The 25,629-nt window shown below is 71.8% G+C and carries 25 protein-coding genes; 8 read left to right on the top strand and 17 right to left on the bottom strand.

Going from position 1 to position 25,629, the window contains the following annotated elements; genetic code table 11:
- Positions 1–5: 5 nt before the first annotated feature.
- The 4 genes from O1G22_RS11555 to O1G22_RS11540 all read right to left on the bottom strand — a co-directional run bounded on the left by O1G22_RS11555 (position 6) and on the right by O1G22_RS11540 (position 3,449).
- Entirely contained in the window at positions 6–749 is a 744-nt protein-coding gene (locus O1G22_RS11555; protein WP_270081286.1) for a hypothetical protein, read from the bottom strand.
- A gap of 102 nt (positions 750–851) precedes the next feature.
- Positions 852–2,015, bottom strand: a complete 1,164-nt coding sequence (locus O1G22_RS11550) for an oxygenase MpaB family protein (protein WP_270081285.1) — start codon at positions 2,013–2,015, stop codon at positions 852–854.
- A gap of 110 nt (positions 2,016–2,125) precedes the next feature.
- The gene (locus O1G22_RS11545) at positions 2,126–3,181 is read right to left on the bottom strand and encodes a polyprenyl synthetase family protein (RefSeq protein ID WP_270081284.1); all 1,056 of its coding nucleotides are present in this window, start codon (positions 3,179–3,181) and stop codon (positions 2,126–2,128) included.
- Positions 3,171–3,449 (bottom strand): polyprenyl synthetase, encoded by a 279-nt coding sequence (locus O1G22_RS11540; RefSeq protein WP_270081283.1) that lies wholly within the window; start codon positions 3,447–3,449, stop codon positions 3,171–3,173. Before O1G22_RS11540 ends, O1G22_RS11545 begins: the two co-directional genes overlap by 11 nt.
- Before the next feature lie 151 nt (positions 3,450–3,600).
- On the opposite strand from O1G22_RS11540, the gene O1G22_RS11535 reads away from it, so the two are divergent.
- Positions 3,601–3,846: a hypothetical protein gene (locus tag O1G22_RS11535; RefSeq protein ID WP_270081282.1), complete on the top strand. Its 246-nt coding sequence runs from the start codon at positions 3,601–3,603 to the stop codon at positions 3,844–3,846.
- Here the strand turns inward: O1G22_RS11535 and O1G22_RS11530 are convergent.
- Positions 3,824–4,744, bottom strand: coding sequence for an aminoglycoside phosphotransferase family protein (locus tag O1G22_RS11530; RefSeq protein ID WP_270081281.1), 921 nt, complete (start codon positions 4,742–4,744; stop codon positions 3,824–3,826). The two genes, O1G22_RS11535 and O1G22_RS11530, sit on opposite strands and share 23 nt — an antisense overlap.
- 284 nt (positions 4,745–5,028) lie before the next feature.
- Here O1G22_RS11530 and recA point away from each other — a divergent pair, with 284 nt between their 5' ends.
- From recA to O1G22_RS11515, 3 genes are all read left to right on the top strand, one after another.
- Positions 5,029–6,156: a recombinase RecA gene (recA, locus tag O1G22_RS11525; protein ID WP_270081280.1), complete on the top strand. Its 1,128-nt coding sequence runs from the start codon at positions 5,029–5,031 to the stop codon at positions 6,154–6,156.
- Positions 6,157–6,163: 7 nt separating this feature from the next.
- Positions 6,164–6,970 (top strand): recombination regulator RecX, encoded by an 807-nt coding sequence (recX, locus tag O1G22_RS11520; protein ID WP_270081279.1) that lies wholly within the window; start codon positions 6,164–6,166, stop codon positions 6,968–6,970.
- 611 nt (positions 6,971–7,581) lie between these two features.
- Positions 7,582–10,110: an ABC transporter permease gene (locus O1G22_RS11515; RefSeq protein ID WP_270086391.1), complete on the top strand. Its 2,529-nt coding sequence runs from the start codon at positions 7,582–7,584 to the stop codon at positions 10,108–10,110.
- Between the two features lie 83 nt (positions 10,111–10,193).
- Here the strand turns inward: O1G22_RS11515 and O1G22_RS11510 are convergent, their stop codons facing one another.
- From O1G22_RS11510 to O1G22_RS11480, 8 genes are all read right to left on the bottom strand, one after another.
- Positions 10,194–10,607, bottom strand: coding sequence for a rhodanese-like domain-containing protein (locus O1G22_RS11510; protein ID WP_270081278.1), 414 nt, complete (start codon positions 10,605–10,607; stop codon positions 10,194–10,196).
- Positions 10,604–11,140 (bottom strand): cupin domain-containing protein, encoded by a 537-nt coding sequence (locus tag O1G22_RS11505; RefSeq protein ID WP_270081277.1) that lies wholly within the window; start codon positions 11,138–11,140, stop codon positions 10,604–10,606. The genes O1G22_RS11510 and O1G22_RS11505 overlap by 4 nt, the downstream gene beginning before the upstream one ends.
- Positions 11,141–11,208: 68 nt before the next feature.
- Positions 11,209–11,256, bottom strand: coding sequence for a hypothetical protein (locus O1G22_RS44850; protein WP_309506048.1), 48 nt, complete (start codon positions 11,254–11,256; stop codon positions 11,209–11,211).
- A gap of 116 nt (positions 11,257–11,372) precedes the next feature.
- The gene (locus O1G22_RS11500) at positions 11,373–12,977 is read right to left on the bottom strand and encodes an FAD-dependent monooxygenase (protein WP_270081276.1); all 1,605 of its coding nucleotides are present in this window, start codon (positions 12,975–12,977) and stop codon (positions 11,373–11,375) included.
- A gap of 177 nt (positions 12,978–13,154) precedes the next feature.
- Positions 13,155–14,048 carry an amino acid ABC transporter permease gene (locus tag O1G22_RS11495; protein WP_270081275.1) on the bottom strand — a complete coding sequence of 298 codons (894 nt, stop codon included), beginning with the start codon at positions 14,046–14,048 and terminating at the stop codon, positions 13,155–13,157.
- Positions 14,045–14,710, bottom strand: a complete 666-nt coding sequence (locus tag O1G22_RS11490; protein WP_225101066.1) for an amino acid ABC transporter permease — start codon at positions 14,708–14,710, stop codon at positions 14,045–14,047. Before O1G22_RS11490 ends, O1G22_RS11495 begins: the two co-directional genes overlap by 4 nt.
- Positions 14,711–14,786: 76 nt before the next feature.
- Positions 14,787–15,623 carry a glutamate ABC transporter substrate-binding protein gene (locus O1G22_RS11485; protein WP_270081274.1) on the bottom strand — a complete coding sequence of 279 codons (837 nt, stop codon included), beginning with the start codon at positions 15,621–15,623 and terminating at the stop codon, positions 14,787–14,789.
- Positions 15,624–15,706: 83 nt separating this feature from the next.
- Positions 15,707–16,483 (bottom strand): amino acid ABC transporter ATP-binding protein, encoded by a 777-nt coding sequence (locus tag O1G22_RS11480; RefSeq protein WP_270081273.1) that lies wholly within the window; start codon positions 16,481–16,483, stop codon positions 15,707–15,709.
- Positions 16,484–16,774: 291 nt separating this feature from the next.
- Between O1G22_RS11480 and O1G22_RS11475 the strand changes: the two genes are divergently transcribed.
- Complete coding sequence (locus O1G22_RS11475; RefSeq protein WP_270081272.1) at positions 16,775–17,461, top strand: response regulator transcription factor; 687 nt, start codon at positions 16,775–16,777, stop codon at positions 17,459–17,461.
- 9 nt (positions 17,462–17,470) lie between these two features.
- Entirely contained in the window at positions 17,471–18,874 is a 1,404-nt protein-coding gene (locus O1G22_RS11470) for a sensor histidine kinase (protein ID WP_270081271.1), read from the top strand.
- Positions 18,875–19,027: 153 nt separating this feature from the next.
- Here O1G22_RS11470 and O1G22_RS11465 read toward each other — a convergent pair whose 3' ends face one another.
- Positions 19,028–20,026, bottom strand: coding sequence for a TAXI family TRAP transporter solute-binding subunit (locus O1G22_RS11465; RefSeq protein ID WP_270081270.1), 999 nt, complete (start codon positions 20,024–20,026; stop codon positions 19,028–19,030).
- Between the two features lie 104 nt (positions 20,027–20,130).
- On the opposite strand from O1G22_RS11465, the gene O1G22_RS11460 reads away from it, so the two are divergent.
- On the top strand, positions 20,131–20,580 hold the full coding sequence (locus O1G22_RS11460; RefSeq protein WP_270081269.1) for a pyrophosphohydrolase domain-containing protein: 450 nt from the start codon (positions 20,131–20,133) through the stop codon (positions 20,578–20,580).
- Between the two features lie 39 nt (positions 20,581–20,619).
- Here O1G22_RS11460 and O1G22_RS11455 read toward each other — a convergent pair whose 3' ends face one another.
- The 3 genes from O1G22_RS11455 to O1G22_RS11445 all read right to left on the bottom strand — a co-directional run bounded on the left by O1G22_RS11455 (position 20,620) and on the right by O1G22_RS11445 (position 23,288).
- A complete protein-coding gene (locus O1G22_RS11455) occupies positions 20,620–22,113 on the bottom strand; it encodes a hypothetical protein (protein WP_270081268.1) in 1,494 nt (497 codons plus the stop codon).
- Positions 22,114–22,384: 271 nt separating this feature from the next.
- Entirely contained in the window at positions 22,385–22,828 is a 444-nt protein-coding gene (locus tag O1G22_RS11450) for a MarR family winged helix-turn-helix transcriptional regulator (protein WP_270081267.1), read from the bottom strand.
- A 100-nt stretch (positions 22,829–22,928) separates the two neighbouring features.
- On the bottom strand, positions 22,929–23,288 hold the full coding sequence (locus O1G22_RS11445; protein ID WP_270081266.1) for a DUF6204 family protein: 360 nt from the start codon (positions 23,286–23,288) through the stop codon (positions 22,929–22,931).
- A 293-nt stretch (positions 23,289–23,581) separates the two neighbouring features.
- Here O1G22_RS11445 and O1G22_RS11440 point away from each other — a divergent pair, with 293 nt between their 5' ends.
- Positions 23,582–25,603: an alpha-galactosidase gene (locus O1G22_RS11440; RefSeq protein ID WP_270081265.1), complete on the top strand. Its 2,022-nt coding sequence runs from the start codon at positions 23,582–23,584 to the stop codon at positions 25,601–25,603.
- Positions 25,604–25,629 lie beyond the last annotated feature (26 nt).

Raw genomic sequence — 25,629 nt, 5'->3', positions numbered from 1 at the left:
CCGGTTCAGTACGTCAGCACCGCCCACACGCCCGCACCGGCGACGGCAGCGGCGTAACAGCCGACCGCCGTGGCCACGACCCGCCGGCGCGTGCGTTCGCTCCAGGACGAGCGGGACAGCAGCCAGGCCAGCAGCGGCAGGACCACGACGGCGTGCAGGCTGACGCCGTGCAGGGGCTTGAGCGGGGCTGTGGAGTGGTAGGCGGCCTCCTGGTGGCCGGTCCGGGTCAGCACGACCCCGCGCGCGATCATCGCCGCGCCCGAGGCCAGCCCCACCAGCAGCACGGCGAACCCGGAGCGGACCGCGAGCGGCATCCCCGCGGGGCCCGTCGGCCGGTGCCGGAACGACGCGACGGCGAAGACCGTGAGGACGGCCACCAGGACGGCGCCTCCCACCGCGAGCATCATGGACACCGCGGTGTCGAAGGGCGTCTCCATGTTCAGATGCGAGGGAACCCGGCGCCACGCCTGCAGGGTGATCCCGCCGACCTCCACCACGCAGTCGGCGGCGAAGACGAGCAGCAGGACCGCCCGGGTCCGTGCTCCGACCCGCACGTACGACGTGACCCAGGTGATCGCGATCAGCGTCAGCCCGAAGGAGAGTCCGAACGTGAACGGCTTGCGCCAGGAGACCGGGCCGTACCAGGGGCCGCCGTCGACCGCGAACACCACCAGGTGTACGAGACCGGACAGGACCAGGAGCAGCCCCGTCACATGACAGAGGCGGTCGACGTGGCGCGGAATCTTCATGGGCCAAGGCTCGCCGGAGCGGCCCGCGCGGTCGTCGTCCGGCCGAAGACACCCGCCGTACGCCACCGGTGGTAGGGGCCTACGGCGTCCGGTCGAAGGGGATCACGGGATGACCGTGGCGGCGGGCGGGGTCCAGCGCCTGGTGCGAGGCACCGCGCCGGTGACGCCGTAGTCCTTCTTCAGGTGCTCGGGGATGGCGTAGTGCATCACGCGCCCCCGGGTGAGGGACGACAGCTCGAAGACCGTCGTGAGATGTCCGAGCCGGTCCAGGGCCCAGGCGCCGAGCGGGGAGTGGTCCTCGATGGTCTCCAGGACCCCGAGGAGGTGCGGGACGGCCTTGACCAGGGTGTCCCAGCGCGTGCGGGGCACCTGGAGCCAGTCGGCGCAGGTGTCGCCCACCAGATAGCGGACGAGGGCGGAGACGATCGGGTCGAAGAGGGTGCCGGGCACGACCTCCTCGTAGAGGTCGATGAGCTGCCGGGTCAGCTCCGTGCCCTCCTCGGAGGGGCCCATGTGACGGATCATGTACAGGTCGAGGAAGCTTCGCGCCTCCTCCAGGGTCTTCGGCGCGGCCTCCTGGTCCACGCCGAGCATGGCGCCGACCACCCGCCAGGCGTAGTAGTAGGCCTCCGCCCCCTCCGCGGTCATGTGGATGCCCAGCCGGTGCAGGCTGTCGAGGACCAGCATTGAGAAGAACATCTGCCCGCCGATCATGTCCTCCTGGCAGATCGGCGTGCCCAGCGCCGCGGTGTCCCAGCGGTCCTCGCGTGTCAGGTGGTGCCGGATGGACGCGTGCAGCAGCCGTACCTTCTGGGCGGCGGGGATGAAGCGGCTGCCCGCCTCGAAGGCGTCGGGCTGCATCAGGTGGACCGTGAACTGGCCGGTCTCCGCCATCCGCTTGGAGGGGTACTTGAGCGAGTGCGTGGCCGACAGCAGCTTCGCCACGTGCGGGACCACGTAGCAGGCCGGCATGGAGGCGAAGGACAGCGCCGTGGAGATGTGCACGTTGTTGTCGATGAAGAACAGCCGCGCCTTCTCCATCTCGCCCCAGTCCACCCAGGCCGGCGGCACACTCGTCGCCTGGAGGTACTCACGGGCCGCATCGGGCAGCCCGTCGGGCAGCGGAGCACCGGCCGTGGAGACGTACCGCATCAGCGTGTTGAAGGTGCCGACCTCCCCGCGCGCGAAGAGGGCGGCGACGGTGGCGTCGGCGAGTTCGTCGCCGGCCTCCCGCAGGGCGTCCATCGAAGCCTCGGTGAAGGTCATGGCAGGGGCTCCTTGATCAGGGAGTCAGGGCGGCGGGGAATCAGGTGGCCGGGGCCCGGGACGGCAGGCATCGGGTCGTGACGCGTGGGCACGCGCGCGCGTGGTGCGGGTCAGAACGGGCGGGCCGTCGCCGCGTGCGCCAGCCCGGCCAGGGCGTCGGCGGCGGTCACCGGCACGTCCAGCCCGTGCAGCGCGTCGAGCGCCTCCGCCACGCGCGCGGAGATCATGTTTTCGACCCGCTCCCGAGCCCCCAGCCGGTGCATCACCTCCCGCACGGCGTCCAGGCCTGCCCGGTCCGGCTCCCCCCGGCCCAGCAGTGTCCGCAGCCGCTCCCGCTCGTCCGTGCCTGCGATGCGCCAGGTCTCCGCCAGCAGCGCGGTGGGACGATGCCCGCGTACGTCGTCGCTGTCGGCCTTGCCGGTGCGCTCCGGGTCCCCGAACAGGCCGAGCAGGTCGTCGCGCAGCTGGAAGGCCTCGCCGAGCGGCAGCCCGTACGCGGAGTAGCCCGCGCGCAGCCGTTCACCGGCCCCGGCCAGGGTGCCGCCGATCAACAGGGGGTGCTCGACTGTGTACTTGGCGGTCTTGTACCGGATCACCTTCAGTGACGCCGTGGTGTCCGGGACGGCCCCCGTGTGCAGGATCTCCAGGCACTCACCCGCGATCAGCTCCCGGGCGAGCAGCGACCACAGCGGGCGGGCGCGGGCCAGATACGCGGCGGGCAGACCGCACGTGGCGAACAATTGCCCGGCCAGCGACATCAGCAGATCCCCGACCAGCATCGCCAGCGACCGCGCCGCGGCGCCGGGACGTGGATGACCGGCCACGGCACCGCGCAGCGCCAGATGGGCGGTGGGCCGGCCGTGCCGCAGCGGGCTGTCGTCGATCAGGTCGTCGTGGACGACCGCGGCGGCATGCACCAGCTCCATGGAGGCCGCGGCCCGCAGCAACGCGTCGCTGTCCGGCTGGCCGGCCGCGCGCCAGCCCCAATAGCAGAACGCCGCCCGCAGCCGTTTGCCGTTCGCGACCGCCGCCTCCAACTGGTCGGCCACGGAGCCCAGGGCCGGATCGACCTCGGCCAGCAGATCGGCCTCCTGGGCGACGAAGCCGCGCAGCACCTGGTCGACGCGGGCCCGGAACACGGCCGCGTCCCAGCGCTCAGCCGCCATCGGCACCCCGGCGTACGCGCGCGTGCCGGGCGAGGATCTCCAGATGGGCCGGCGGCACGGTGGCGTACCGGTCCAGGGCCAGCCGGCCGCGGGCCACCAGATCCTGTTCGGCGGCCGACGCGAGTTCCACGGCGTCCGAGCGGCGCAGCAGCCCTCGTACGGTCGTCAGGGCCGAGCCCAGCGTGCTCACCGCCAGGTCCGCCACCCCCGCCACCAGCAGCACGGCCTGCTCGTCCCGGCCGCCGCGGCGGCCCGCTCCCTGTGTCATGCTCCGAGCATGGCGGCCCGCAGTACGAGGAACGGGCGTAATCGTCGCCGGGCCCACCATCGGGTGACTGCTTCGCCAGGCCGTGCGGTTCGTGATCTCTGCCGGATCCCTCGGCCGCCTGGACCGGGACGTAGGTGATCGTTTTCCGGGCATGAAGAAGATCATCAGCATCGCCGCCGTCGCGCTCGCCGCCATCGGCCTGGCCACGCCCGCCTTCGCCGATGACGGCAACGACGGTGACTTCGGCTCCGGCGTCAACGCCGCGAACAACTGGAACTTCACCGCCGCCGACGCGTGTCTTCAGGAGCTCGCCGTCGTCCCCGCACTCGGTGACTGGACGGGGAACCACAGGAACAACTGCTCCAACGGCAACGTCATCGACCACTCCGGTCACTGACGAGGCGTCGCAGTGCCGCCCGGGCGGGTGGGCCCCAGGTGGGTTTGCCGCCCGGGCGGCCGTGGATGCCGGCCTCTCCGATGAGGATGCCGCTGAGGGCCTGCAGTACCGCCCAGCCGCGGGCACGGCGCAGGGTCGCGGGGTCCGGGGCGGGCCGGTAGGCGGCGTGGAAGCGGTCGGCCGCGCCGTCCGGCAGCAGTACCCAGGCGGCGGCGAGGTCGCACGCCGGATCGCCCGCGCAGAGGTCACCGAAGTCGATCACGCCGCAGATGGAGCCGTCCGCGGTGAGGACATTGGCCGGATGCAGGTCCCCGTGCAGCCACAGGGCCGGGCCCGTCCAGCCGGGCGCCTCGACGGCGTCCTCCCAGACCGCGCGGACGCCGTCGGGGTCGGGGACCAGCCCCTGCTCGCCGGCCGAGGCGAGGCGCTCGGCGAAGTGCTCCGCCCAGTCGGCCAGCGGCCCGCCACGGCCCCGGCCGGCGGGCACCGCCTCAGGGGCGGGCCGGTGAAGGGCCGTCAGGAAGGCGGCCAGGGCGTCGGCGGCCTTGGCGGCGCTCGTGGCGGGGGCACGGTCGGCGGGCGTGCCCGGCACCCAGGTGGTGACGATCCAGGGGCGCCGAAAGCGGGCGGAGGGCTCGCCGAGGCGCTGCGGGACAGGGACCGGCAGGGGAAGGTGCGGCGCGAGGGCGGGGAGCCAGGCGTACTCCTTGAGCAACAGCTCGTCCGCGGACCGGGTCGCCCACGGCAGCCGGACGGCGAGCTCGTCACCGAGCCGCCACAGCTGGTTGTCCCAGCCCCGTGCCCCGAGCCGTAACGGGAGCTCGGCCAGGTCGGGGTGCTGGTCGCGGAGCAGCTCGCGGATGAACTCCGCGGTGATCTCGATCTCGGTACGGGTCATGCGGAGTGACGATAGGCGAGCGGTGGGCGCTGCGGCCGGTGTTCCGGGCCGCTGGAGCCGCCGAACCTTCGCTTCCGGTGTCGCGTGGCTCGCTTGACACGAAAATCGAACATCCATTCTTATGGAGGCTCAGGCGAGGCTCTAGGTGGTGGATTTCATCCCGTTTTGATGGGAGATGTCCCCCGGTTATCCACAGGCCAGGCCTGCGTCGGGGCGCATTGTCAGTGGCAGGGGTTAGCGTCTTTGACGTGAAGCGATCGACTCAAGCAAACCGGGTGGAACCCATGGCAGGAACCGACCGCGAGAAGGCGCTCGACGCCGCGCTCGCGCAGATTGAACGGCAATTCGGCAAGGGCGCGGTCATGCGCATGGGAGAGCGGGCGAAGGAGCCCATCGAGGTCATCCCGACCGGCTCGACCGCGCTCGACGTCGCCCTCGGCGTCGGTGGCCTGCCGCGCGGCCGTGTCGTGGAGATCTACGGACCGGAGTCCTCCGGTAAGACGACCCTGACCCTGCACGCCGTGGCCAACGCCCAGAAGGCCGGCGGCCAGGTCGCGTTCGTGGACGCGGAGCACGCTCTCGACCCCGAGTACGCGAAGAAGCTCGGCGTCGACATCGACAACCTGATCCTCTCCCAGCCCGACAACGGCGAGCAGGCCCTGGAGATCGTGGACATGCTGGTCCGCTCCGGTGCCCTCGACCTCATCGTCATCGACTCCGTCGCCGCGCTCGTCCCGCGCGCGGAGATCGAGGGCGAGATGGGCGACAGCCACGTCGGTCTGCAGGCCCGTCTGATGAGCCAGGCCCTGCGGAAGATCACCAGCGCGCTCAACCAGTCCAAGACCACCGCGATCTTCATCAACCAGCTCCGCGAGAAGATCGGCGTGATGTTCGGCTCCCCGGAGACCACGACCGGTGGCCGGGCGCTGAAGTTCTACGCCTCGGTGCGTATCGACATCCGCCGCATCGAGACCCTGAAGGACGGCACCGAGGCGGTCGGCAACCGCACCCGTTGCAAGGTCGTCAAGAACAAGGTCGCGCCGCCCTTCAAGCAGGCCGAGTTCGACATCCTCTACGGCCAGGGCATCAGCCGCGAGGGCGGTCTGATCGACATGGGCGTGGAGCACGGCTTCGTCCGCAAGGCGGGTGCCTGGTACACGTACGAGGGTGACCAGCTCGGCCAGGGCAAGGAGAACGCGCGCAACTTCCTCAAGGACAACCCCGACCTGGCCAACGAGATCGAGAAGAAGATCAAGGAGAAGCTGGGCGTCGGTGTCCGGCCGGAGGAGCCTGCCGCCGAGCCGGGTGCGGACGCGGCGGTCGCCACCGCGGCCGAGGACGACACCAAGACGGTGTCCGCCCCGGCAGCCGCCAAGGCCACCAAGCCCAAGGCCGCCGCAGCCAAGAGCTGACCGACCCGTGACACGACGAACCGACTGGGCCGAGTACGAGTACGCCACCCCCGGTGCCCGACGGGGGAGGGGCACCGGGGGCTATCCGGACTCCGCCCTGGACGGTGCCGCCGGACACCTGGGCGAGGACCGCGAGGGGTACGGCGGGTACGGCGGACCTGGTGAGCACCGTGGGAGCGATGGCGGTGGCCATGAGGGCGACGACGGCTCCCGCCGGGGTGGCCGGAGTCGTCGGCGGCGCGGTTTCGGGGACGCGCCCGGGGAGGACGAAGGCGCCCCTTCCTCGTCGAGGGCCGAGCGGGGGGAGTCTTCAGGGGACCCGGCTGAGCGGGCACGGGCGATCTGCCTGCGCCTGCTCACCGGGACCCCACGCACCCGCAAGCAACTTGCCGACGCCCTGCGCAAGCGGGAGATTCCCGAGGACGTGGCCGAGGAGGTGCTGTCGCGGTTCGAGGAGGTCGGGCTGATCGACGACGGCGCGTTCGCCGACGCCTGGGTGGAGTCCCGGCATCATGGCCGGGGGCTCGCCCGCCGCGCGCTCGCCCGGGAGTTGCGTACCAAGGGGGTCGACTCGGGGCTGATCGACGAGGCCGTCGGCCGGCTCGACTCCGAGCAGGAGGAGGCGACCGCCCGTGAACTGGTTGCCCGCAAACTGCGCGCCACCCGCGGCCTCGACCGCGACAAGCGCCTCCGCCGCCTCGCCGGCATGCTCGCCCGCAAGGGCTACCCCGAGGGCATGGCCCTCCGAGTCGTCCGCCAGGCCCTGGAAGAGGAGGGCGAGGACATCGAGTCCTTGGGAGAGGGGGACATCTGAGGCTTCTCTGGGGGAGGGGGCTCGTTGCCGGGCGGTGGGGTCTCGGTGCTTCGATGCTTGAGGTTGCCTGAGGGGCCGGGCCTTCGGATGTCTCGTGACGGGGGCGGTTCTTGGCCGCTCGGCGGTGCGGACGACGCTTCGATGACTCATGGCGGGTCTGGCCTGCGGCAGTCTCGCGGCGGGCCCGATCTCCGGTGGCGGGGTCGGCTCGGTTCCGTCTTGTCGGGCGGGCCTGGCCGTTGAGCGGGGCCTGACCCTCGGGTGGCTCGCGGTGAGGCCGGTCCGGATGCCCTCGGCAGGGCGACGGCCGGATGCCTGGCGGTGGGGTCGGCTCCTGGTCGTCTCGTAGGTGGGGGGCGGCCCTCGGAACGCGTGCGGTGAGGTCAGCCCTCGGAACGCTCGTGGTGCGGTTGGCCCTCGGGTGGCGTGCGGTGCGGTCGACTCTCGGGTGGCTTGCGGTGGGGTTAGCCCCCGTTGAAGATGCCGGGTCGCCGCAGTGCTCGGGTGGCGGTGTGTGGGCGAGTCTGGATGTGCGCCGGGCCATGGCACACCAGCCGGGGCCGGTCGCCTACGACACCGCCGACGCGCACAACAGAAGAGAGCCCACCCCGATGATGCTGCGTTACGCCCTCCAGTCAGTCCGCGCCCGGAAGGCGGGCTTTCTCGGTGCCTTCCTCGCGCTGATGTGCGCGGCCGCCCTGATCACCGCCTGCGGCACCCTCCTCGACACCGGCCTGCGCGGCACCATCCGCACCGAACGCTATGCCGGCGCCCCGGTCGTGGTCTCCGGAGACCAGTACGTCCACCAGACCACCGTCAAGCACAAGAAGGGCAAGACCAAGGTCAAGCACAAGGCGAAGCCCATCGCCGAGCGCGCCTGGCTCTCTGAGGGCCTGCACACCCGACTCGCACATGTCCCCGGAGTGGCCCGTGTCGTGCCCGAACTGACCTTCCTCGCCCAGCCGTTGACCCCCTCCGGCACCGGCGGCCGTAGCGCCTACGGGCACGCCTGGGACTCCGCCGCGCTGACGCCGTACCGGCTGACCACGGGCAGCGCGCCACGCTCCGACGGCGATCTGGTCATCGACAGCTACCTCGCCGCCCGGGCTGGTCTGCACCCCGGTGACAGGCTCACCGTGCAGTCCACGCAGGCCCCGCGCAGCTACCGGGTCACCGGTATCGCCGCCTCCGACACCGCCGTACGCCACCAGACGTCCCTGTTCTTCTCCGCCGCCGAGGCCCGGCGGCTGGCCGGGCACCCGGGGCAGGTCAGCGCGTTCGGTGTGCTGCCGGACCAGGGCACGGACCCCGGGCGGGTGCGGCAGGCCGTGGCGGCCGCGCTGCACGGCACCACCGCCCAGGTCGCCGACGGAGACGCCCGGGGACCCGTCGAGTTCCTGGACGCGGCGACCGCCCGCACCCGGTTGGTCAGCATGGGCGGCGCCATGGGTGGCACCTCGCTGCTGGTGGCCGTCCTCGTGGTCGTCGGCACCTTCGGGCTCACCGTGCAGCAGCGCCACCGTGAACTCGCCCTGCTCCGCGCCATCGCCGCCACCTCCGGGCAGATCCGCGCGCTGCTCGGCCGGGAGGCGCTGGTCGTCGGCGCGGCGGCGGGTACCGTGGGCGCGCTGCTCGGGCTGCCGCTCGGGGGCGTGCTGTACTCCAGGTTCGTCGCCCTGGGCGCCGTACCCGACACCCTCGAACGCACCGTCAGCGTCTTCCCACCGCTCGCCGCTCTCGCCGCCACCCTGCTCGGTGCCTGGGCCGCCGCCCGGATCGCCTCCCGCAGGATCGCCCGGATCCGGCCCACGGAGGCCCTGGCCGAGGCCAGGACCGAGCCCAGCCGACCCGCGTGGGGCCGGATCGCCGCCGGGCTGCTGCTCCTGGCCGGCGGAACCGTCCTTGTCGTCGTCCTCACCTCCCTGCGCACCGAGCCGGCCTCGACTCCCGTCACTTTCCTCGCCGTCGTCGTCCTGTCCACCTCCGTCGCTCTGCTCGGCCCGCTCCTGGTCAGGGCGGCTGCCCTGCTGCTCGCCGGCCCGCTCCGGCTCACCGGTCACGGCGGCCGTCTCGCCACCGCCAACCTGCGCGGCAACGCCGCCCGCATGGCCTCCGTCGTCACCCCCCTCACCCTGCTCATCGGCATGACCTGCACCGTCCTGTTCGTCCAGTCGACCCTCGGTGACGCCGCCCGCGCCCAGGTCCGGGACGGCGTCCGGGCCGACTGGGTCGTCACCGCGCAGGGGCCCGGTGTGCCCCACGAGGCCGCCCAGCGGCTGCGCGCCGGGCACGACACCGTCACCGAGGTCGTCCGCAGCACCGTCCGCATCGGCCTCGACAAGTACCCGGCGCAGGGCGTCACCCCGGCCGGCCTGACCCGCACCTGGGACCCGGACGTCACCGCCGGCTCCCTCGACCGGCTCACCCCCGGCACGGTCGCCGTCAGTGAACTGGCCGCCGATCAGCACCACTTGAAGCCCGGCAGCACCCTGAAACTCACCCTCGGCGACGGCACGCCCGCCACGCTCACCGTCGCCGCCGTCTATGCCCGGGGTCTGGGCTTCGGCGACCTCACCTTCGCCCACGACCTCCTCGCCCGGCACGTCGACAACCCGCTCGCCTCCTCCGTCCTCGTCAGCACGCCCCGTACACAGACACAACTCGCGACTACGCTCCGTGAGTTCCCGGGACTCGACATTCTTTCTCCGGCCGCCGCGGACTCTCTCCAGGCCGACCAGCAGCAGACGAACGCCGAGGTCAACTACCTCGCCATGGGGCTCGTGCTGGCCTTCACCGCCATCGCCGTCGTCAACACGCTCGCCATGTCGGTGGCGGAACGTGTCCGGGAGTTCGCCCTGCTGCGCCTCGCCGGGGCCACCCGCCGCCACGTGCTGCGCATGCTGCGCACCGAAGTGCTGAGCGTGCTGCTTCTCGCCACCTCGCTCGGCAGCGGGATCGCCCTCGCGGTGCTGACCGCGTTCAGCGTCGGGATGACCGGCCGGGCCGCGCCGACGGTCACACCGCTGTTCTACGCCACCGTCGTCGGGGTGGCCGGCCTCCTCGCGCTCGTGGGCAGTGCTGTGCCGGGGCGGGTGGCGCTGCGGGTGCGGGCGGTGACGGTGGCCACCGCGAAGGAGTAGCACGGAGGGGACCGGGTGCTGAACCTCCGCTCCCCGGAGCGGAGGTTCAGCACCCGTTTTCCTCACGCGTCAGAGCGGCGCTTTCAGCGCGCCGCCGGTTCCACCGGCAGCCCCGCCGCCCGCCAGGCCTGGAAGCCGCCCACCAGGTCCGTCGCCCGGTGGAGGCCCAGTTGGTGGAGGGAGGCGGCGGCGAGGCTGGAGGCGTAGCCCTCGTTGCAGATCACCACGATGCGCAGGTCGTGGCCGGTGGCCTCGGGGGCGCGGTGGCTGCCCTGCGGATCGAGGCGCCACTCCAGTTCGTTGCGCTCGATGACGAGTGCGCCGGGGATCACGCCGTCGCGCTCGCGCAGGGCCGCGTACCGGATGTCCACCAGGAGCGCCGTACCGGTGTGCGCCGCCTCGTGCGCCTCCTGTACTTCGATGCGCCGGTAGCCCGCGCGCACCCGCTCCAGCAACGCGTCGATGCCGACCGGCGTCCGACCGTTGGTCCCGCTCACTGCCAGTCCTCCGGCCGCTCCACCTGCTCCAGACGCAGCACCTGGCCCGTGCGGCTGTAGCGGCGGATGCGGGGCAGGGGCGGGTAGTAGGCGTGGACGGAGACGGCGTGCTCGGTGCGGGACTCGTTGAGGACCTCGTGGACGTGGTGGCGGCCGAAGGCACGGCCCTGGCCTGCGGGCAGGCGGCGGGCGCGGTCGACACCCTCGGTGAGTTCCAGGGTCCGCCAGCCGTCGGTCGGCAGGCGGGCGGCGAGCGAGTTCTCCTTGAGTTCGCCGGAGGCCGTGAGAAACGCGCCGACCGACTCGGCGTGGTCGTGCCAGCCGGTGCCGGTGCCGGGCGGCCAGCCGATCAGCCAGGCCTCGCTGCCGCCCGGCCCCTCCAGCCGCACCCAGGTACGGCCCTCCGGGTCGAGCGGGAGCGAGGCGATCAGCTCGGCGTCGGCTGCCGTACGCCGGACGAAGTCGAGGAGGTCCGCCTGCGTGGGCGGCGCGGAGCCGACGGCAGAGGACGCGGGGGCAGGGGAGACAGACACGTACACCGTCCTGGAAGTTCGCGGAAACGAGCGCGCGACGGCGCCCGGAAAGGGCAGAGGGTGCGAATTCAGCAGGACGGACGACACACGCAGCCTGCGTAGCGGACGAGGTCCATGTGGACCCTCCGCCACAGGCGCACGCAGGTGTCGGTCATGGTCCGGAGTACAGCATGCGCGTGCACTCCGGTCAACTCACCGTCACCATCCGGACAGAGCGTGACCAGAGTGCGGGTCAGCGCGCGCTGGAGGCGGCCTGCGCCTCCTCCTTCACCGCGCCGCCCACCGCCACCTCGGCCGCCGCGTACAGGTCGGCCGGGCGGACTCCGCTCAGCGCCGTGACCAGGTGGCCGTCGGGGCGCACGAGCAGCACGCTGTGCGCCGGCGCACCTGGGTACTCCTCGGCGACCAGCAGCTCGGCCCGGTGCGGCAGTGCGGTCACCGCGGCCGCCAGACGGGGCATCACACCCGCGGACACCCAGTGCTTGCGGTCCCACACGCCGGTGCCCGGCGCGATCAGGACGACGAGCAGGGCGCCCCGGCCGAGCCGGTCGCGCAGCCGGACGAACGAACCGTCCTCCGCGGTGACCCGGACGTCGGTGACCGGCGCGCCGGGCGCGGTGTCGACCGGGATCTCGCCCTCCAGATGGCGGGGCGCGAGCGGCGAGCCGGCGTACGCCCCCGGCGCGCCGAGCGGCCCACGCCCCAGGTGGCCGTCGGTGAGCAGCGCGTCATGGCCACGGGCTGCACCCGGGACGATATGACGCAGCCCGCCTCCGCCGCGCAAGACCGGCAGCACCTGGTCGGCGGCGCGCAGCCGGGCGGCGACCACCGCGCGCCGCTCGGTCTGATAGCTGTCCAGCAGCGCCTCGTGGTGCCCGTGGTGCCAGGCCGGGGCCAGCTTCCAGGCGAGGTTGTCGGCGTCCCGCAGACCCTCGTCGAGCCCCTGGGTGCCGAGCGCGCCGAGCAGATGGGCCGCGTCCCCGGCGAGGAAGACCCGGCCCGCGCGCCACCGTCGCGCCAGCCGGTGGTGCACCGTGTGGACACCGGTGTCCAGCAGGTCGTACGGCGGTGTGGTGCCGTCGGTCCAGCCCGCGAGGGTCTCGCGGATCCGGGTCACCAGGATCTCGGGCGTGACCAGGTCCTTGCCGGGCGGCAGCAGCCAGTCCAGGCGCCACACGCCGTCCGGGAGGGGGCGGGCGGTGACCTCCCCGGCCGAGGGCCCGGACTGCCGCCACGGCGGCATCCGATGGAGCAACGCCCGGCCCTCCCACGGAAGTTCCGCGCGCAGCGCGGCGACCGCGTGCCGCTCCACCGCCGTACGGCCCGGGAAGCGGATGTCCAGGAGTTTGCGCACGGTGGAGCGGGGGCCGTCGCAGCCGACCAGGTAACTGCCGCGCCACCAGGTGCCCTTGGGGCCACGGGTGTGCGCGGTGATGCCGGAACGGTCCTGCTCGATCGCGTCCAGACGGCTGTCCACGGCCATTCTCACCAACGGCTCGTCGGCGACGGCCGCGCGCAGGGCGGCGGTGAGGACGTGCTGGGCGATGTGCAGCGGGGCGGCGGGGTCCGCATCGGTGAAGTCGACCTCGCTCATCACCTGCTTGCGCCTGAGGGACCGCCATCCGGCCCAGCGCACACCGTGGTCACCGAGCGCCACCCCGGTCAGCCGCTCCAGCAGGGCGGCCGTGTCCTCGCGCAGCACGACGGTGCGCGCCGGGCGGGGTTCGTCCTTGCCGGGGCCCTCGTCCAGCACGACGGACGGCACCTCCTGGCGGGCCAGCGCCAGGGCGAGCGTGAGCCCGACGGGCCCCGCTCCGACGACGATCACCGGGTCCACGGCGTGGCGCCCCCTGCCCGCAGCGGTGCCTTGACGGATGACGGTGAACAAGAAGGTGAAGCGGGGTGCACGATCACAGAACGTATGCAACCCATTGGCAGAGTTTGCGTCAAGCGACCGGAGGCAGTGGCGATCATGCCACTGCCTCCGGGTGATGCATTCGGGCTTGAACGAGTGTCAGCGCTCGGCGCCGGTCGCCGCCGTACCCGCGACGTCCGCCACGTCCTGCGCCCCCAGTACCGCCCCGGTCGACTTCTTGCCCCGCCGCAGCCGGCCCTCCAGCCAGCTCGCGAACGAGGTGAGCGAGAAGTTGATGATCACGAAGATCACGGCCACCACCGTGAAGGACGCGATGACGTTGGCACCGTAGTAGCCGCTCATCGTGTTGGCCGACGAGAGAAGTTCGGGGAAGGTGAGGACCGCACCGCCGAGCGCGGTGTCCTTCACGATCACGACGAGCTGGCTGACGATCGCCGGGAGCATCGTGGTGACCGCCTGCGGCAGCAGGATGAGCCGCATCAGCTGCCCCTTGCGCAGGCCGATCGCCAGGGCCGCCTCGGACTGGCCCCTCGGCAGAGCGAGGATGCCCGCGCGGACGATCTCCGCGAGCACCGACGCGTTGTACAGCACCAGACCGGTGACAACCGCGTACAGCGGACGGTCGTCGGAACTGACGTTGGTGTACTGGCTGTACAGCGCGATCCCGAAGATCATCAGGACCAGCACCGGGATCGCGCGGAAGAACTCGACCACGACCGTCGCCGGTATCCGCACCCACACGTGGTCCGAGAGCCTGGCGATGCCGAGAACGGCACCCAGTGGCAGCGCGATGACCATGGCCAGCGCGGCGGCCTTCAACGTGTTCTGCAGCCCGGGCCAGATGTACGTCGAGTAGGCCTCGGTGCCGCTGAAGAACGGCTTCCACAGTGCCCAGTCCAGCTGGCCCTTGTCGTCGAGGGAGGTGTACACCCACCACCCGAGGGCCGCCAGGGCGATCAGGAAGACCGCCGTGTAGAGGATGTTGCGCCGCTTGGCGCGCGGCCCCTGGGCGTCGTACAGGACCGAACTCATCGCTTCACCGCCACCTTCTTGCCCACCCAGCCGAGGATCAGACCGGTCGGCAGCGTCAGGCAGCAGAACCCGAAGGCGATGACCGCGGAGATCGCCAGCAGCTGTGCCTCGTTCTCCACCATCTGCTTCATCAGGAGCGCCGCTTCCGCCACGCCGATCGCGGCCGCCACCGTCGTGTTCTTCGTCAACGCGATCAGCACGTTGGCCAGCGGGCCGACGGCCGCGCGGAAGGCCTGCGGAAGGACGACCAGGCCCAGCACCTGGGTGAAGCTCAGGCCGATGGCCCGGGCCGCCTCCGCCTGGCCGACCGGCACCGTGTTGATGCCGGCGCGGATCGCCTCGCACACGAAGGCCGACGTGTAGACGATCAGACCCAGCACGGCCAGCCGGAAGTTGGTCGTGTCGACCTTGTCCGAGCCCATGGTGACGCCCAGCGTGTTGCTCAGGCCGAGCGAGGCGAAGAGGATGATCACCGTGAGCGGGATGTTCCGCACGATGTTCACGTAGGCGGTGCCGAAACCGCGCATCAGCGGCACCGGGCCCACCCGCATGGCGGCCAGCAGAGTGCCCCAGACCAGGGAGCCCACGGCCGACAGCAGCGTGAGCTGCACTGTCGTCCAGAAGGCGCCCAGCACGTCGTACTTGTCAAGAAAGTCGAACACGATCTCCCGCGCTTCCGCGTGTAGGGATGCCCCCGGTGCGCCGCCGTCGCGAGCGGCGCACCGGCCGGGCCCTGCCTCAGCTCTTGATGTCGCCGATCTTCGGGGCGGGCTCGTTCTTGTAGTCGGCCGGGCCGAAGTACTTCTTCACGGCCGCCTCCCACGAACCGTCGGAGACCATCTCCTCAAGAGCCTTGTTGATCTTGTCCTTGAGGGGGCTGCCCTTCTTGACGCCGATGCCGTAGTTCTCGTTCGTCATCTTGAAGCCACCGAGCTTGAACTTGCCCTTGAACTGGGCCTGGGAGGCGTATCCGGCGAGGATCGAGTCGTCCGTGGTCAGGGCGTCGATCGCCTTGCTCTGCAGACCGGTCAGGCACGCGGAGTAGGTCGGGTACTGCTGGAGCTGCGCCTTGGGGGCCAGCTTGTCGTGCACGTTCTGCGCCGAGGTCGAACCGGTCACCGAGCAGAGCTTCTTGTTGTTGAGGTCGGCCGGCGACTTGATGGAGTCGTCGTCCGCGCGCACCAGCACGTCCTGGTGGGCCAGCAGGTACGGGCCGGCGAAGTCGACCTTCGCCTGACGCTTCGGGGTGATCGAGTAGGTGGCGGCGATGAAGTCGACGTCGCCGCGCTGCAGCATGGTCTCGCGGTCGGCGCTCTTCGACTCCTTCCACTCGATCTGGTCGGCGCTGTAACCGAGCTTCTTGGCGACATAGGTGGCCACGTCGACGTCGAAGCCCGCGTAGCCCTGCGGGGTCTTCTGGCCGAGGCCCGGCTGGTCGAACTTGATGCCGATGGCGATGGTCTTGCCGCCGCCGGAGGAACCGCTGTCGTTCTTCTTGCCGCCGCCGCACGCGGTGGCGCCCACCGTGAGGGCGAGAACGGCGGCCGAGGCGGCGGTGACCTTGCGGAGCTTCATGCTGAACATCCTTCGAAAATGGTGAGGGACGAGGTCCGTTGGAAAAGGCGACCCACGGCGCGGGGAGCCGGACGACGCTGCCGTCAGTGGTGCAGGATCTTGGACAGGAAGTCCTTGGCCCGGTCGCTGCGCGGGTTGCTGAAGAACTGCTCGGGCGCGGCCTCTTCGACGATCCGGCCGTCGGCCATGAAGACCACCCGGTTCGCGGCCGAGCGTGCGAACCCCATCTCGTGGGTGACGACGATCATCGTCATGCCCTCACGGGCCAGCTGCTGCATGACCTCAAGGACCTCGTTGATCATCTCGGGGTCGAGGGCCGAGGTCGGCTCGTCGAAGAGCATGACCTTCGGGTCCATCGCCAGCGCCCGCGCGATCGCCACGCGCTGCTGCTGGCCGCCGGACAGCTGGGCGGGGTACTTGTCGGCCTGGGTGCCCACCCCGACCCGGTCGAGCAGCGCCCGGGCCTTCTCCTCGGCCTGCTTCTTCTCCACCTTGCGGACCTTGAGCTGGCCCAGCATCACGTTTTCGAGCACGGTCTTGTGCGCGAAGAGGTTGAAGGACTGGAACACCATCCCGACGTCGGCCCGCAGCCGGGCCAGCTCCTTGCCCTCCTGGGGCAGCGGCTTGCCGTCGATGGTGATGGTGCCCGAGTCGATCGTCTCCAGGCGGTTGATCGTGCGGCACAGGGTCGACTTTCCGGACCCGGAGGGCCCGATGACCACGACGACCTCGCCGCGGGCGATCGTCAGGTCGATGTCCTGGAGCACATGCAACGCGCCGAAGTGCTTGTTGACGCTCTTCAGGACGACCAGTTCGTCGGACGTGACCGTGTCTTCCTTGGTCAGCGCTGCTTCGGTCATCGCTCTCGGGCTCCGTCCTGCTCGGTTTCGGAGGACAGTAATGAGAGGCTGTGACCTGCGTCATCACATCTGAGGGAGATCTGAGCATCACGATCCGGTAGCAGGCGGACACGTGTCGTAGCACTTGTCACGCCAGTGCGTATCGGCCGGATAACGGAAGCGGCGGGCAACCGGAACCCTCTTGACGCCGTCCTTCTCCATCGGCGTCACTGCCATGGTGCACACGCGCGCGTGCGCTACAAGACGCACGGAAACCGAGACCGTACGACCGCTGAACCGGAGGGGGCCGGGTTGAGACTGCTGCTCGTCGAGGACGACAACCACGTCGCCGCGGCCCTGTCCGCCGTACTCGCCCGGCACGGATTCGACGTCACGCACGCGCGTAGCGGCGAGGAGGCCCTCCAGGCGCTCGTTCCCGAGCACGACGGTTTCGGCGTCGTCCTGCTCGACCTGGGCCTGCCCGACCAGGACGGTTACGAGGTCTGCGGCAAGATCCGCAAACGCACCAGCACCCCGGTGATCATGGTCACCGCGCGCTCCGACGTGCGCTCCCGCATCCACGGGCTCAACCTGGGCGCCGACGACTACGTCGTGAAGCCGTACGACACCGGGGAACTGCTCGCCCGGATCCACGCCGTCAGCCGGCGCACCGCCCACGAGGACGCGGGCTCCGGCGGCGACACCTCGCTGCTGCTCGGCCCGGTCCGCATCGAGCTGCCCACCCGCCAGGTCACCGTGGACGGTACGACCGTCCAGCTGACCCGCAAGGAGTTCGACCTGCTCGCCCTGCTCGCGCAGCGCCCGGGCGTCGTCTTCCGGCGGGAGCAGATCATCAGCGAGGTCTGGCGCACCAGTTGGGAGGGCACCGGCCGCACCCTGGAGGTGCACGTCGCCTCGCTGCGCGCCAAGCTGCGCATGCCCGCGCTGATCGAGACCGTACGCGGCGTCGGCTACCGGCTCGTCGCACCGGCCGCCTAGCGGGGCCGGGTGCGCACACGTCTGCTGCCGCTGCTCTTCGTCCTGATGGCGGCCGTCCTCCTCGCCCTCGGCGTCCCGCTCGCCGTCAGCGTGGCCGCCGCCCAGCAGCAGAAGGTCGTCGTCGACCGGATCGACGACACGGCACGCTTCGCCGCACTCGCCCAGTTCGTCACCGACAGCCCCAGCGGTTCCCGCCGTACGGGCATCGACGAGCGGCTGGAGGCCCTGCGCAGCGAACTCGACAGCTACTACGGCGTCTACGGCATCCGCGCGGGCGTCTTCTACCGCAACGGCTCGGGGATGGCCAACGCCCCCGACGACTGGTTCGTACCGCAGGCGGGGGAAGTCCGGGAGGCGTTCGACGAGGCGCTGCTCAGCCGGCGCAGCCATGACCCGCGGCAGGTGTGGCCCTGGCAGCGCAGCCGGCTGATCGTCGCCTCGCCGGTGATCCGGGACGGGGACGTCGTCGCGGTCGTGGTCACCGACTCGCCCACCGGGCAGATGCGCTCCCGGACCCTGCACAGCTGGCTGCTCATCGGGGCCGGTGAGAGCGCGGCCATGCTGCTGGCCGTGGGGGCCGCGCTGCGGCTGACCGGCTGGGTGCTCAGGCCGGTGCGGGTGCTGGACGCCACCACGCACGACATCGCCACCGGGCGGCTGAAGTCCCGGGTCGCGGCGGCCGGCGGGCCGCCGGAACTCAGACGGCTGGCCCGGTCGTTCAACGAGATGGCGGACAACGTCGAGAACGTGCTGGAGCAGCAGCGCGCCTTCGTCGCCGACGCCTCGCACCAGCTGCGCAACCCGCTCTCGGCGCTGCTGCTGCGCATCGAGCTGCTCGCCCTCGAACTCCCCGAGGGCAACGAGGAGATCGCCTCCGTCCGCACCGAGGGCAAGCGCCTCGCCCAGGTCCTGGACGACCTGCTCGACCTGGCGCTGGCCGAGCACGCCGAGGCGGACCTGAGCGTGACCGACGTCGGGGCGCTGGCCGAGGAGCGGGTGGCGGCCTGGGCCCCGGCCGCCGATGCCAAGGGCGTCAGGCTGACGGGTGACTGCCCGCCCACGACGGCCTGGGCCGACCCGATCACCCTGTCCAGCGCCCTGGACGCGGTGATCGACAACGCCGTGAAGTTCACCCCCGAGGGCGGCACGGTGGCGGTCACCGTGGCCGCCGACGGTGACACCTCCACGGTCGTGGTGACCGACACCGGCCCCGGCCTGACCGACGAGGAACTCGCCCGTGTGGGCGACCGCTTCTGGCGCAGCGGCCGCCACCAGAACATCAAGGGCTCGGGCCTCGGCCTGTCCATCACGCGCGCGTTGCTCGCGGCAGGCGGCGGGTCGATCGATTACGGCCACCATGAGCCGGGCGGGCTGCGGGTGACGGTGACGGTGCCGCGGTACGGGGAGAGGTGAGAGGCGGCGGGGAAGCGGGGTCCAGGCGCCGAGGGTGGCTCGGCCGGGTGGGGAGCGTTCCCGCATAGGCCGTGGCAGCGGGGACCGGCGGCTGATGGCCGCCCTGACCGGGCGGGTCCGGCCGGACCCGACAGGATCCCGTCCGCCCGGCGGCTACGGCTTCACCGAGCGGTAATAGCGGCGGGCGCCCTCCTGCAGGGGCAGTGGGTCGGTGTAGATCGCGGTGCGCAGGTCCACCAGTTGGGCGGAGTGGACGTGGGCGCCGATGCCGTCGCGGCTCTTGATCACCGTGCGGGTCACCCACTCGGTGAGCCGGGGGTCCACGTCCGTGCGGGTCATCAGGATGTTGGAGACCGCGATCGTCGGCACCTCGGTGCCGTGCTGTACGGCCGGATACGCCGACTCGGGGATGTTGGTGGCCCGGTAGTAACGGGTCTCCTGGCCCGCGCTGTGCAGCTTGGCGACGAGGTCGCTGTCGATCGGCACGAACGTGAAGGCGGACTTCCGCGCCAGCGGCATCAGCCCCTTGGTGGGCAGCCCGCCCGACCAGAAGAACGCGTCGATCTTGTTCTCCTGCAGCTGCTCGGGCCCGGTGTCGATGCCGTCCGCGACCGGGGTGACGTCCTTGTGCGGGTCGATGCCGGCGGCCCTGAGCACGCGGTCGGCGATCAGCCGTACCCCGGAGTCGGGCAGCCCGGTCGCCACCCGCTTGTGCCGCAGGTCCGCCACGCTCCTGATGTCCGAGCCGCTCCGCACGATGAGATGCGCGTAGTCGTCGTAGAGCCGGGCCACCCCGCGCAGCCGCCCGGCGCCGCTGCCGTGCTCCAGCTCGTACCTCTCCACGGCGTCCGCCGCCGCGATGGTGAAGTCGGCCTTGCCGGTCGCGACCCGCTGCACGTTCTCCTGCGAACCGGCACTGTTGAGCAGCTTCACCTTCAGCCCGGGCATGTCCTTGGCCAGCTCGCTGCGCAGCCGCTCGCCGTACTCCTGGTAGACCCCCGAGGCGGTGCCCGTGCTGAAGACGATCGTGCCGCTCGGCGGCTTCTCGCCCAAGGGCAGCAACCACCACAGCAGCAGCCCGAGCACCACCGCTCCGGCGGCCGCGACCGGCAGCGCCCGGCGCCTGCCGAGCCGGGGGAACACCTTCGACATGCGGCGATCCTGCCAGCCGAGGCATGGCGCTGACCAGGGCCGAGGTCACTCCGGAGCCGGAAAGAGGCCGGGGCGTTGTCAGTGGCGGTCGTTACAGTCGTCGCATGAGCACTTCGCCCGCCGACTTCGTCCGTGAATTCCACCTCGCCTTCGGTCTCGACGCCCGCAGTACGCCGACGGAGGTGGACCCCGAACTGGCCGCGCACCGCGGGGAACTGCTCGCCGAGGAGGCCGCGGAGGTCGCCGAGGTCGCGGTCGAGGGCCCGCTGGACAAGCTCGCGCACGAACTGGCGGACGTGGTCTACGTGGCCTACGGCACGGCCCTCGTCCACGGCATCGACCTCGATCAGGTGATCGCCGAGATCCACCGGGCCAACATGAGCAAGCTCGGCCCGGACGGACAGGTCGCCCGCCGGGCCGACGGCAAGGTCCTCAAGGGGGAGCACTACCGGGCCCCGGACGTGTCGGCCGTACTGCGCGGCCAGGGCTGGATGCCGGCGGCCCGCCAGGACGGTTCCGGCCCCCTTGGACAGATCGGAGAACAGATCGGATAGGTCAGACAGATCGGATAGAGCGGCTTCCGGTCCGCTCGGTCAGAGCGTGCCGCCCGCCAGCTTCCACTCGCGGTGCAGCGCGCCGAGCGGGGTGTCCCGGTGGACGATCGGTGTGCCGAAGACGGACAGCTGCAGCCGCAGGGTCCCGGACAGGTCGACCCCGCCGTACACCCCCCAGGCCGCCCCGGCCGCCCCGTCCTTCGCCCGGCCCGCGCGGGAGGAGCCGGAGGCCGTGCCGGTGGAGCCGGAGACCGTGCCGGAGGCCTCGCCGCGCAGGTATGGGGCCAGGTCGGCGGTTACGCCGACGGTGCCGTAGAGGCCGACCGAGGCCTCGGCGCCGAGGGTGGTCTTCAGGCTCCCGGCGGTGCTGACGGAGGCGTGGACGGGGGTGCTGGTCATGTCGGACGAGCTGACCGGCGTCCAGCCCCTGGACGTACCGAAGGTGCCGCCCGCCGTGAAGGCGCCCCGCAGGCTCTGCTCGACGTCGACGGTGGCCCGCCCGTCGCCGCTGATCTGGATGTAGCAGGTCAGGTCGAGGTCGACGACGACCGGAACGGGGCCGACCTGGAGGACGGGGTCGGCGTGCAGCCTGGCGAACGGGATCCGCAGCGGGGAGCCGGTGCTCGCGGCGGCCCGGCCTCCGACCGACCAACCGGAGGTCCACGTGCCGGAGACCCCCAGGTACGCCGAGCCGGGCGTCGCGTCGGCCCTGGTGCCGCCGTAGGCGAAGTCGACCCGCGGGGCGACCTGGACGAAGCCGCGCACCGAAGCGCTCGCCGAGGTCGGGGCGCCCTCGGCCGTCGGCACCTGGGCGCGCACGTCGAGTCGGAGGCTGCCGAGGGGCACGGTCGCGCCCTCGGGACCGACCCGCAGGTCACCGGCCTTCGCCCAGGACACCTTCACATCGGGGAGCAGCTTGTCGACGGCGAAGGACGAGGGGTCGACCGGCACGGCGCCCTTCGCGGTGCCGTCGCCGAGCAGCGCGTTGAGCGTGGCCGGTTCCGTCTGCACCTCCGTGCCACGGTCCGACGCGCCGAGCACCTTGGTGACCTTGGCGAGCAGCCCGTGCGGCGCGCCGGGAGCGGGCGCGCTGGCGATCACATCGCCCACGTCGGCCCGGTGCGGGACCGCGGAGGAGGTGCCGGAAGGGGAAGGGGAAGAAGAGGGGGAAGGGGTGGTGTGTGAACTTCCGGTACGTGAAGTCCCGGTATGTGAAGTCTCCTGGTGTGACGGCCTGTTGGAGAGTACGGCCCGTCCGGTGCGGCTGTCGTACGAGCTGACGGTGAGTGTGGTCCGGTGTGCCCGCTGCCCGGTGCCCGGCGGACCCGCCGCGGCGGTCGGGACGGTGGCGGGAGCGGCGGCGACGGTGAGCGAGCGGTTCGCGCCGTCGGCGGTGCGGGCGCCTGCGGTGACCCGCGGTCCGGGTCCGGCGGTCGTGGGTGACTCGGTGTGCGGTGCGGCCGAGGAGCAGGCCGCGGCGAGGAAGAGGGCGGTCACGGCGAAGGAAGGCAGCAGGGCGCGCCTGTGCCTCATGCGTCTGCGCAAGGTCGGTCCTGTGTGGAGTGGGGGGTGGCAGAGAGATACCGGCGGGTGGGCTACTCGGAAGTAGAACCGGCCGGTAACTCGATGTGGAGCCATGAGCATCCCACGCCGTCCGCACGGTTCCCTCACCCTTCGGCCACACCTGAACGTGAGGTGTGACACGGCGAGTTCGGGCCATCGCTGGCCGAAGTCGGCCAGGGTGCCGCAGTGTTGAGGGCCGCCGTCCGAACGCGGACGGCGGCCCACCGTGACCGAGCGGAACTCAGCGGCTGTTGAGGCCGGTGCCGCCGAGCCGGGTCAGCAGGTGTGACAGCTGTGCGACGTCCTCGGCGCTCCAGGCCGGGGCCGCGAAGACCTCGGCGGCGGTCTCCTCGGCCGTGGCGCGCATCTCCGTCAGCCGCTGCCGGCCCGTCGTGGTCAGCGAGGCGTACGCCACGCGCGCGTCCCGGGCGTCCGACTCGCGCGTCACCAGCCCGATCCGCTCCAGCGGAGCCAGCCCGCGTGTGACCCCGGAGGCGGTCAGACCCAGGGCCTCGGCGAGGTCGACCCGGCGCATACGGCCGCCCGGCGCCTGTCCCAGCCGCAGCAGCAGGGTGAAGTCGGCGAGGCTGACTCCGTGCAGCCCGCTCAACCGGGTGTCGAAGCGTCGTACGAGCGCCGTCTGTGCCCTGACCAGTCGCAGGGCCGCGTCGAGGGTGTCACTCATCGCCGCCGCTCACCGCCCGCTCCGGGTCGGCGCTCCTGGTCGCATCCTTGAGGGCTTCGCATCCTTGAGTGCTCATTGCTGCATCCTTGAGTACTCAAGTTTATGCCCCGTCGAAACGCGCCGCGCGCCGCTGGCGCTTGCTCAGCGGGGCCTGGGAGAGGTCCTCGGCGCTGGAGCGCAGGTGCTTGAAGCCGTAGCCCCGTTCGGTCAGCCAGGCCTTCGCCGCGTCCTCGGCCCGCTCGGTCGCCTCCAGGATGTCCTCCTCTTCCTCGCCGGTGTCGGAGAAGCGGAAGACGAAGGCGGGGCGGGCGGCGATGTCGTAGGTGAGGGTGCCCTCGGGGGTGAAGGCGGCCCGCAGCACGTCGTGCTCGGCGGCGTCGGCCAGCAGGGCGGCCCGCTGCGCCTCGGAGAGGCCGTCGAAGGCGCCGCGGACGGTGATCCGGAAGGTACGTGTACTCATCCCGCGACCTTAGGCACAGCGGGCGCGTCGGCTCCACCGGGTTTCCGCAGGGCGGCCGATTCCTCGTCGGGGTCGGGCAGGCCGAGGGAGCAGGTCCGGACGGACAGGCGACGCTGAGTGACGCGGGTGGGCACCGGGCCGGCGTGAACACCTGGTTCCCGCCGACCCCTCGTCCCCCGTGGTCACAGGTCGGACCGGGAGTTCCGCCGGCCCGGTGGCTGCTGCTTCGCTGGTGAAGGGGTGGCGGCGACGGGGAGCGATGACGCGGAGCCGGGGGAGCGGAGGGAGACGGTGTGGACATCGGAGGAGCGACCGCGTCGGTGGCCGTAGCGGTCGTCGGAGTCGTCGGGACGCTGTTGTCCGCGCTGCTGACCCAGCGCGCGGCCGACCGCGGCCACCGGCGCGAGCTGGAGCACGCCGAGCGGGTGCGCGAGCGGCGCGCTCACACCCGGGAACTGCGTTCGTGCTACGTCGCCCTCAACACCTCCGCCCGGCAGTATCTGGCCGCGCTCACCGACCAGATGCACGCCCTGGGCAGGGGCGACGAGGCCCGGGCCGTACGGCAGCGGCTGGCCGAGGCGCGCGACCAGTACCGGGACGTGTACGCGGAGGCGCAGATGCGGCTGCCGGAGCCGGTGCTCGACCTCGCGGGCGACCTCAGCCACGAGCTGGGCGTGGTGTACGGCATGGTGCGCCGGCTCGACGAGGGCGCCCCCCTACGCCAGTGGTCGGCCGAGACCCGGCTGCACCGCACCCCACTGCCGTACGGCGAGACGGTCACCGTCAGCCGCCGCGGTACCACCAGCCACCAGGCCAACCCCTGGGCCATGATCGACGACGGTCGGGCCACCGAGGACCACGGCGCCGTCTGGTCCTGCGCCCTCGCCTGGAGCGGCAGCCGGCGGCTCACCGTCCAGCGGCTGCCCACCGAACGAGTCACCCTCTCGGCGGGCTTCGGCCACGATCCGGTCATCTGGGAACTGCCCCTCGGAGCGGAGCCGGCCACACCCGTCTGCGCGGGCGCGTACACCGAGGGCGGCTTCGGCGCGGCGAGCCGGCTGTGGCACCGCCATGTCCTCGACCATGTGCTGCCGCACGCGGACGAGGCACGTCCCGTGCTGTACAACTCCTCGGAGGCCACCGAGTTCGACATCGACGTCACCGCGCAGACCGAGCCGGCGGAGAAGGCGGCGGCGCTCGGCGTGGCGCTGTTCGTCATGGACGACGGCTGGTTCGGCGCCCGCACCCACGACGCCGCCGGCCTCGGCGACTGGACCCCCAACCCCGACCGCTTCCCCGACGGCCTCGCTCCCCTCATCGACCGCGTCCATGACCTCGGTATGCGGTTCGGCCTGTGGGTCGAGCCGGAGATGGTCAACCCCGACAGCGACCTCTACCGCGCCCACCCCGACTGGGTGCTCCACCACCCGCACCGCCGCCGCACCGAGCACCGCAACCAGCTGGTCCTCAACCTCGCCCGCCCCGATGTGTCCGCCTGGCTGCACGGCCGGCTCGACGAACTGCTGACGAAGAACGCCATCGACTTCCTCACATGGGACATGAACCGTCCCTTCAGCGAGGCGGGCCGGCCCGACGCCGAGGCCGACCCGGACCGCCTGTGGACCGGTCACGTCCAGGCGCTGTACGCGCTGCTCGACCGGCTGCGCGCCGACCATCCGCACCTGCGCATCGAGTCGTGCAGCAGCGGCGGGGGCCGCCTCGACCTCGGCATCCTCGCCCGCACGGACCAGGTGTGGGCCTCCGACAACACCGACGCCGTGGACCACGTCGACATCCAGCACGGCTTCTCCCAGGTGTACCCCGCGCGTGTCATGGGTGCCTGGGTGACCGACAGCCCCAACCCCTGCACCGGCCGCCGCGTGCCCCTGGATTTCCGCTTCCACGTCGCCATGACCGGTGTCCTGGGCATCGGCGGCGACCTGAACCGGTGGGGGAGCGAGGAACTGGCCAGGGCGGCCGAACTCGTGGCCGCGTACAAGGGTGTACGGCACCTTGTACAGATGGGAGAGCAGTACCGCCTGCGGCCGCTCGGAGACGCCGAGTTGAGCGCCGTACAGTATCTGGCGCCCGACGGCCGTGAGACCGGGGTGATCGTACTGCGGCACGCACGGCGCTTCGGCCACCGTGATCCCAGCCTGCCCCTGCGTGCCCTCGACCCTTCGGCCCGCTACCGCGACGCCGCGACCGGCGCCGTGCACCACGGCGCCGTGCTCCTCACCCACGGACTGCCGCTGGACCTGGCCGCGGACGACCACGCCTCCGCGCTCGTCCACCTGGTGCGGGAGCCGAGGTAACGGACCGACTGCGCGTCAGCGGGCGG

Source organism: Streptomyces camelliae (assembly GCF_027625935.1).
Classification (GTDB): Bacteria; Actinomycetota; Actinomycetes; order Streptomycetales; family Streptomycetaceae; genus Streptomyces; species Streptomyces camelliae.
Note: the sequence above shows the minus strand (reverse complement) of the source record. Positions and strands in the feature narration are given on the sequence as shown.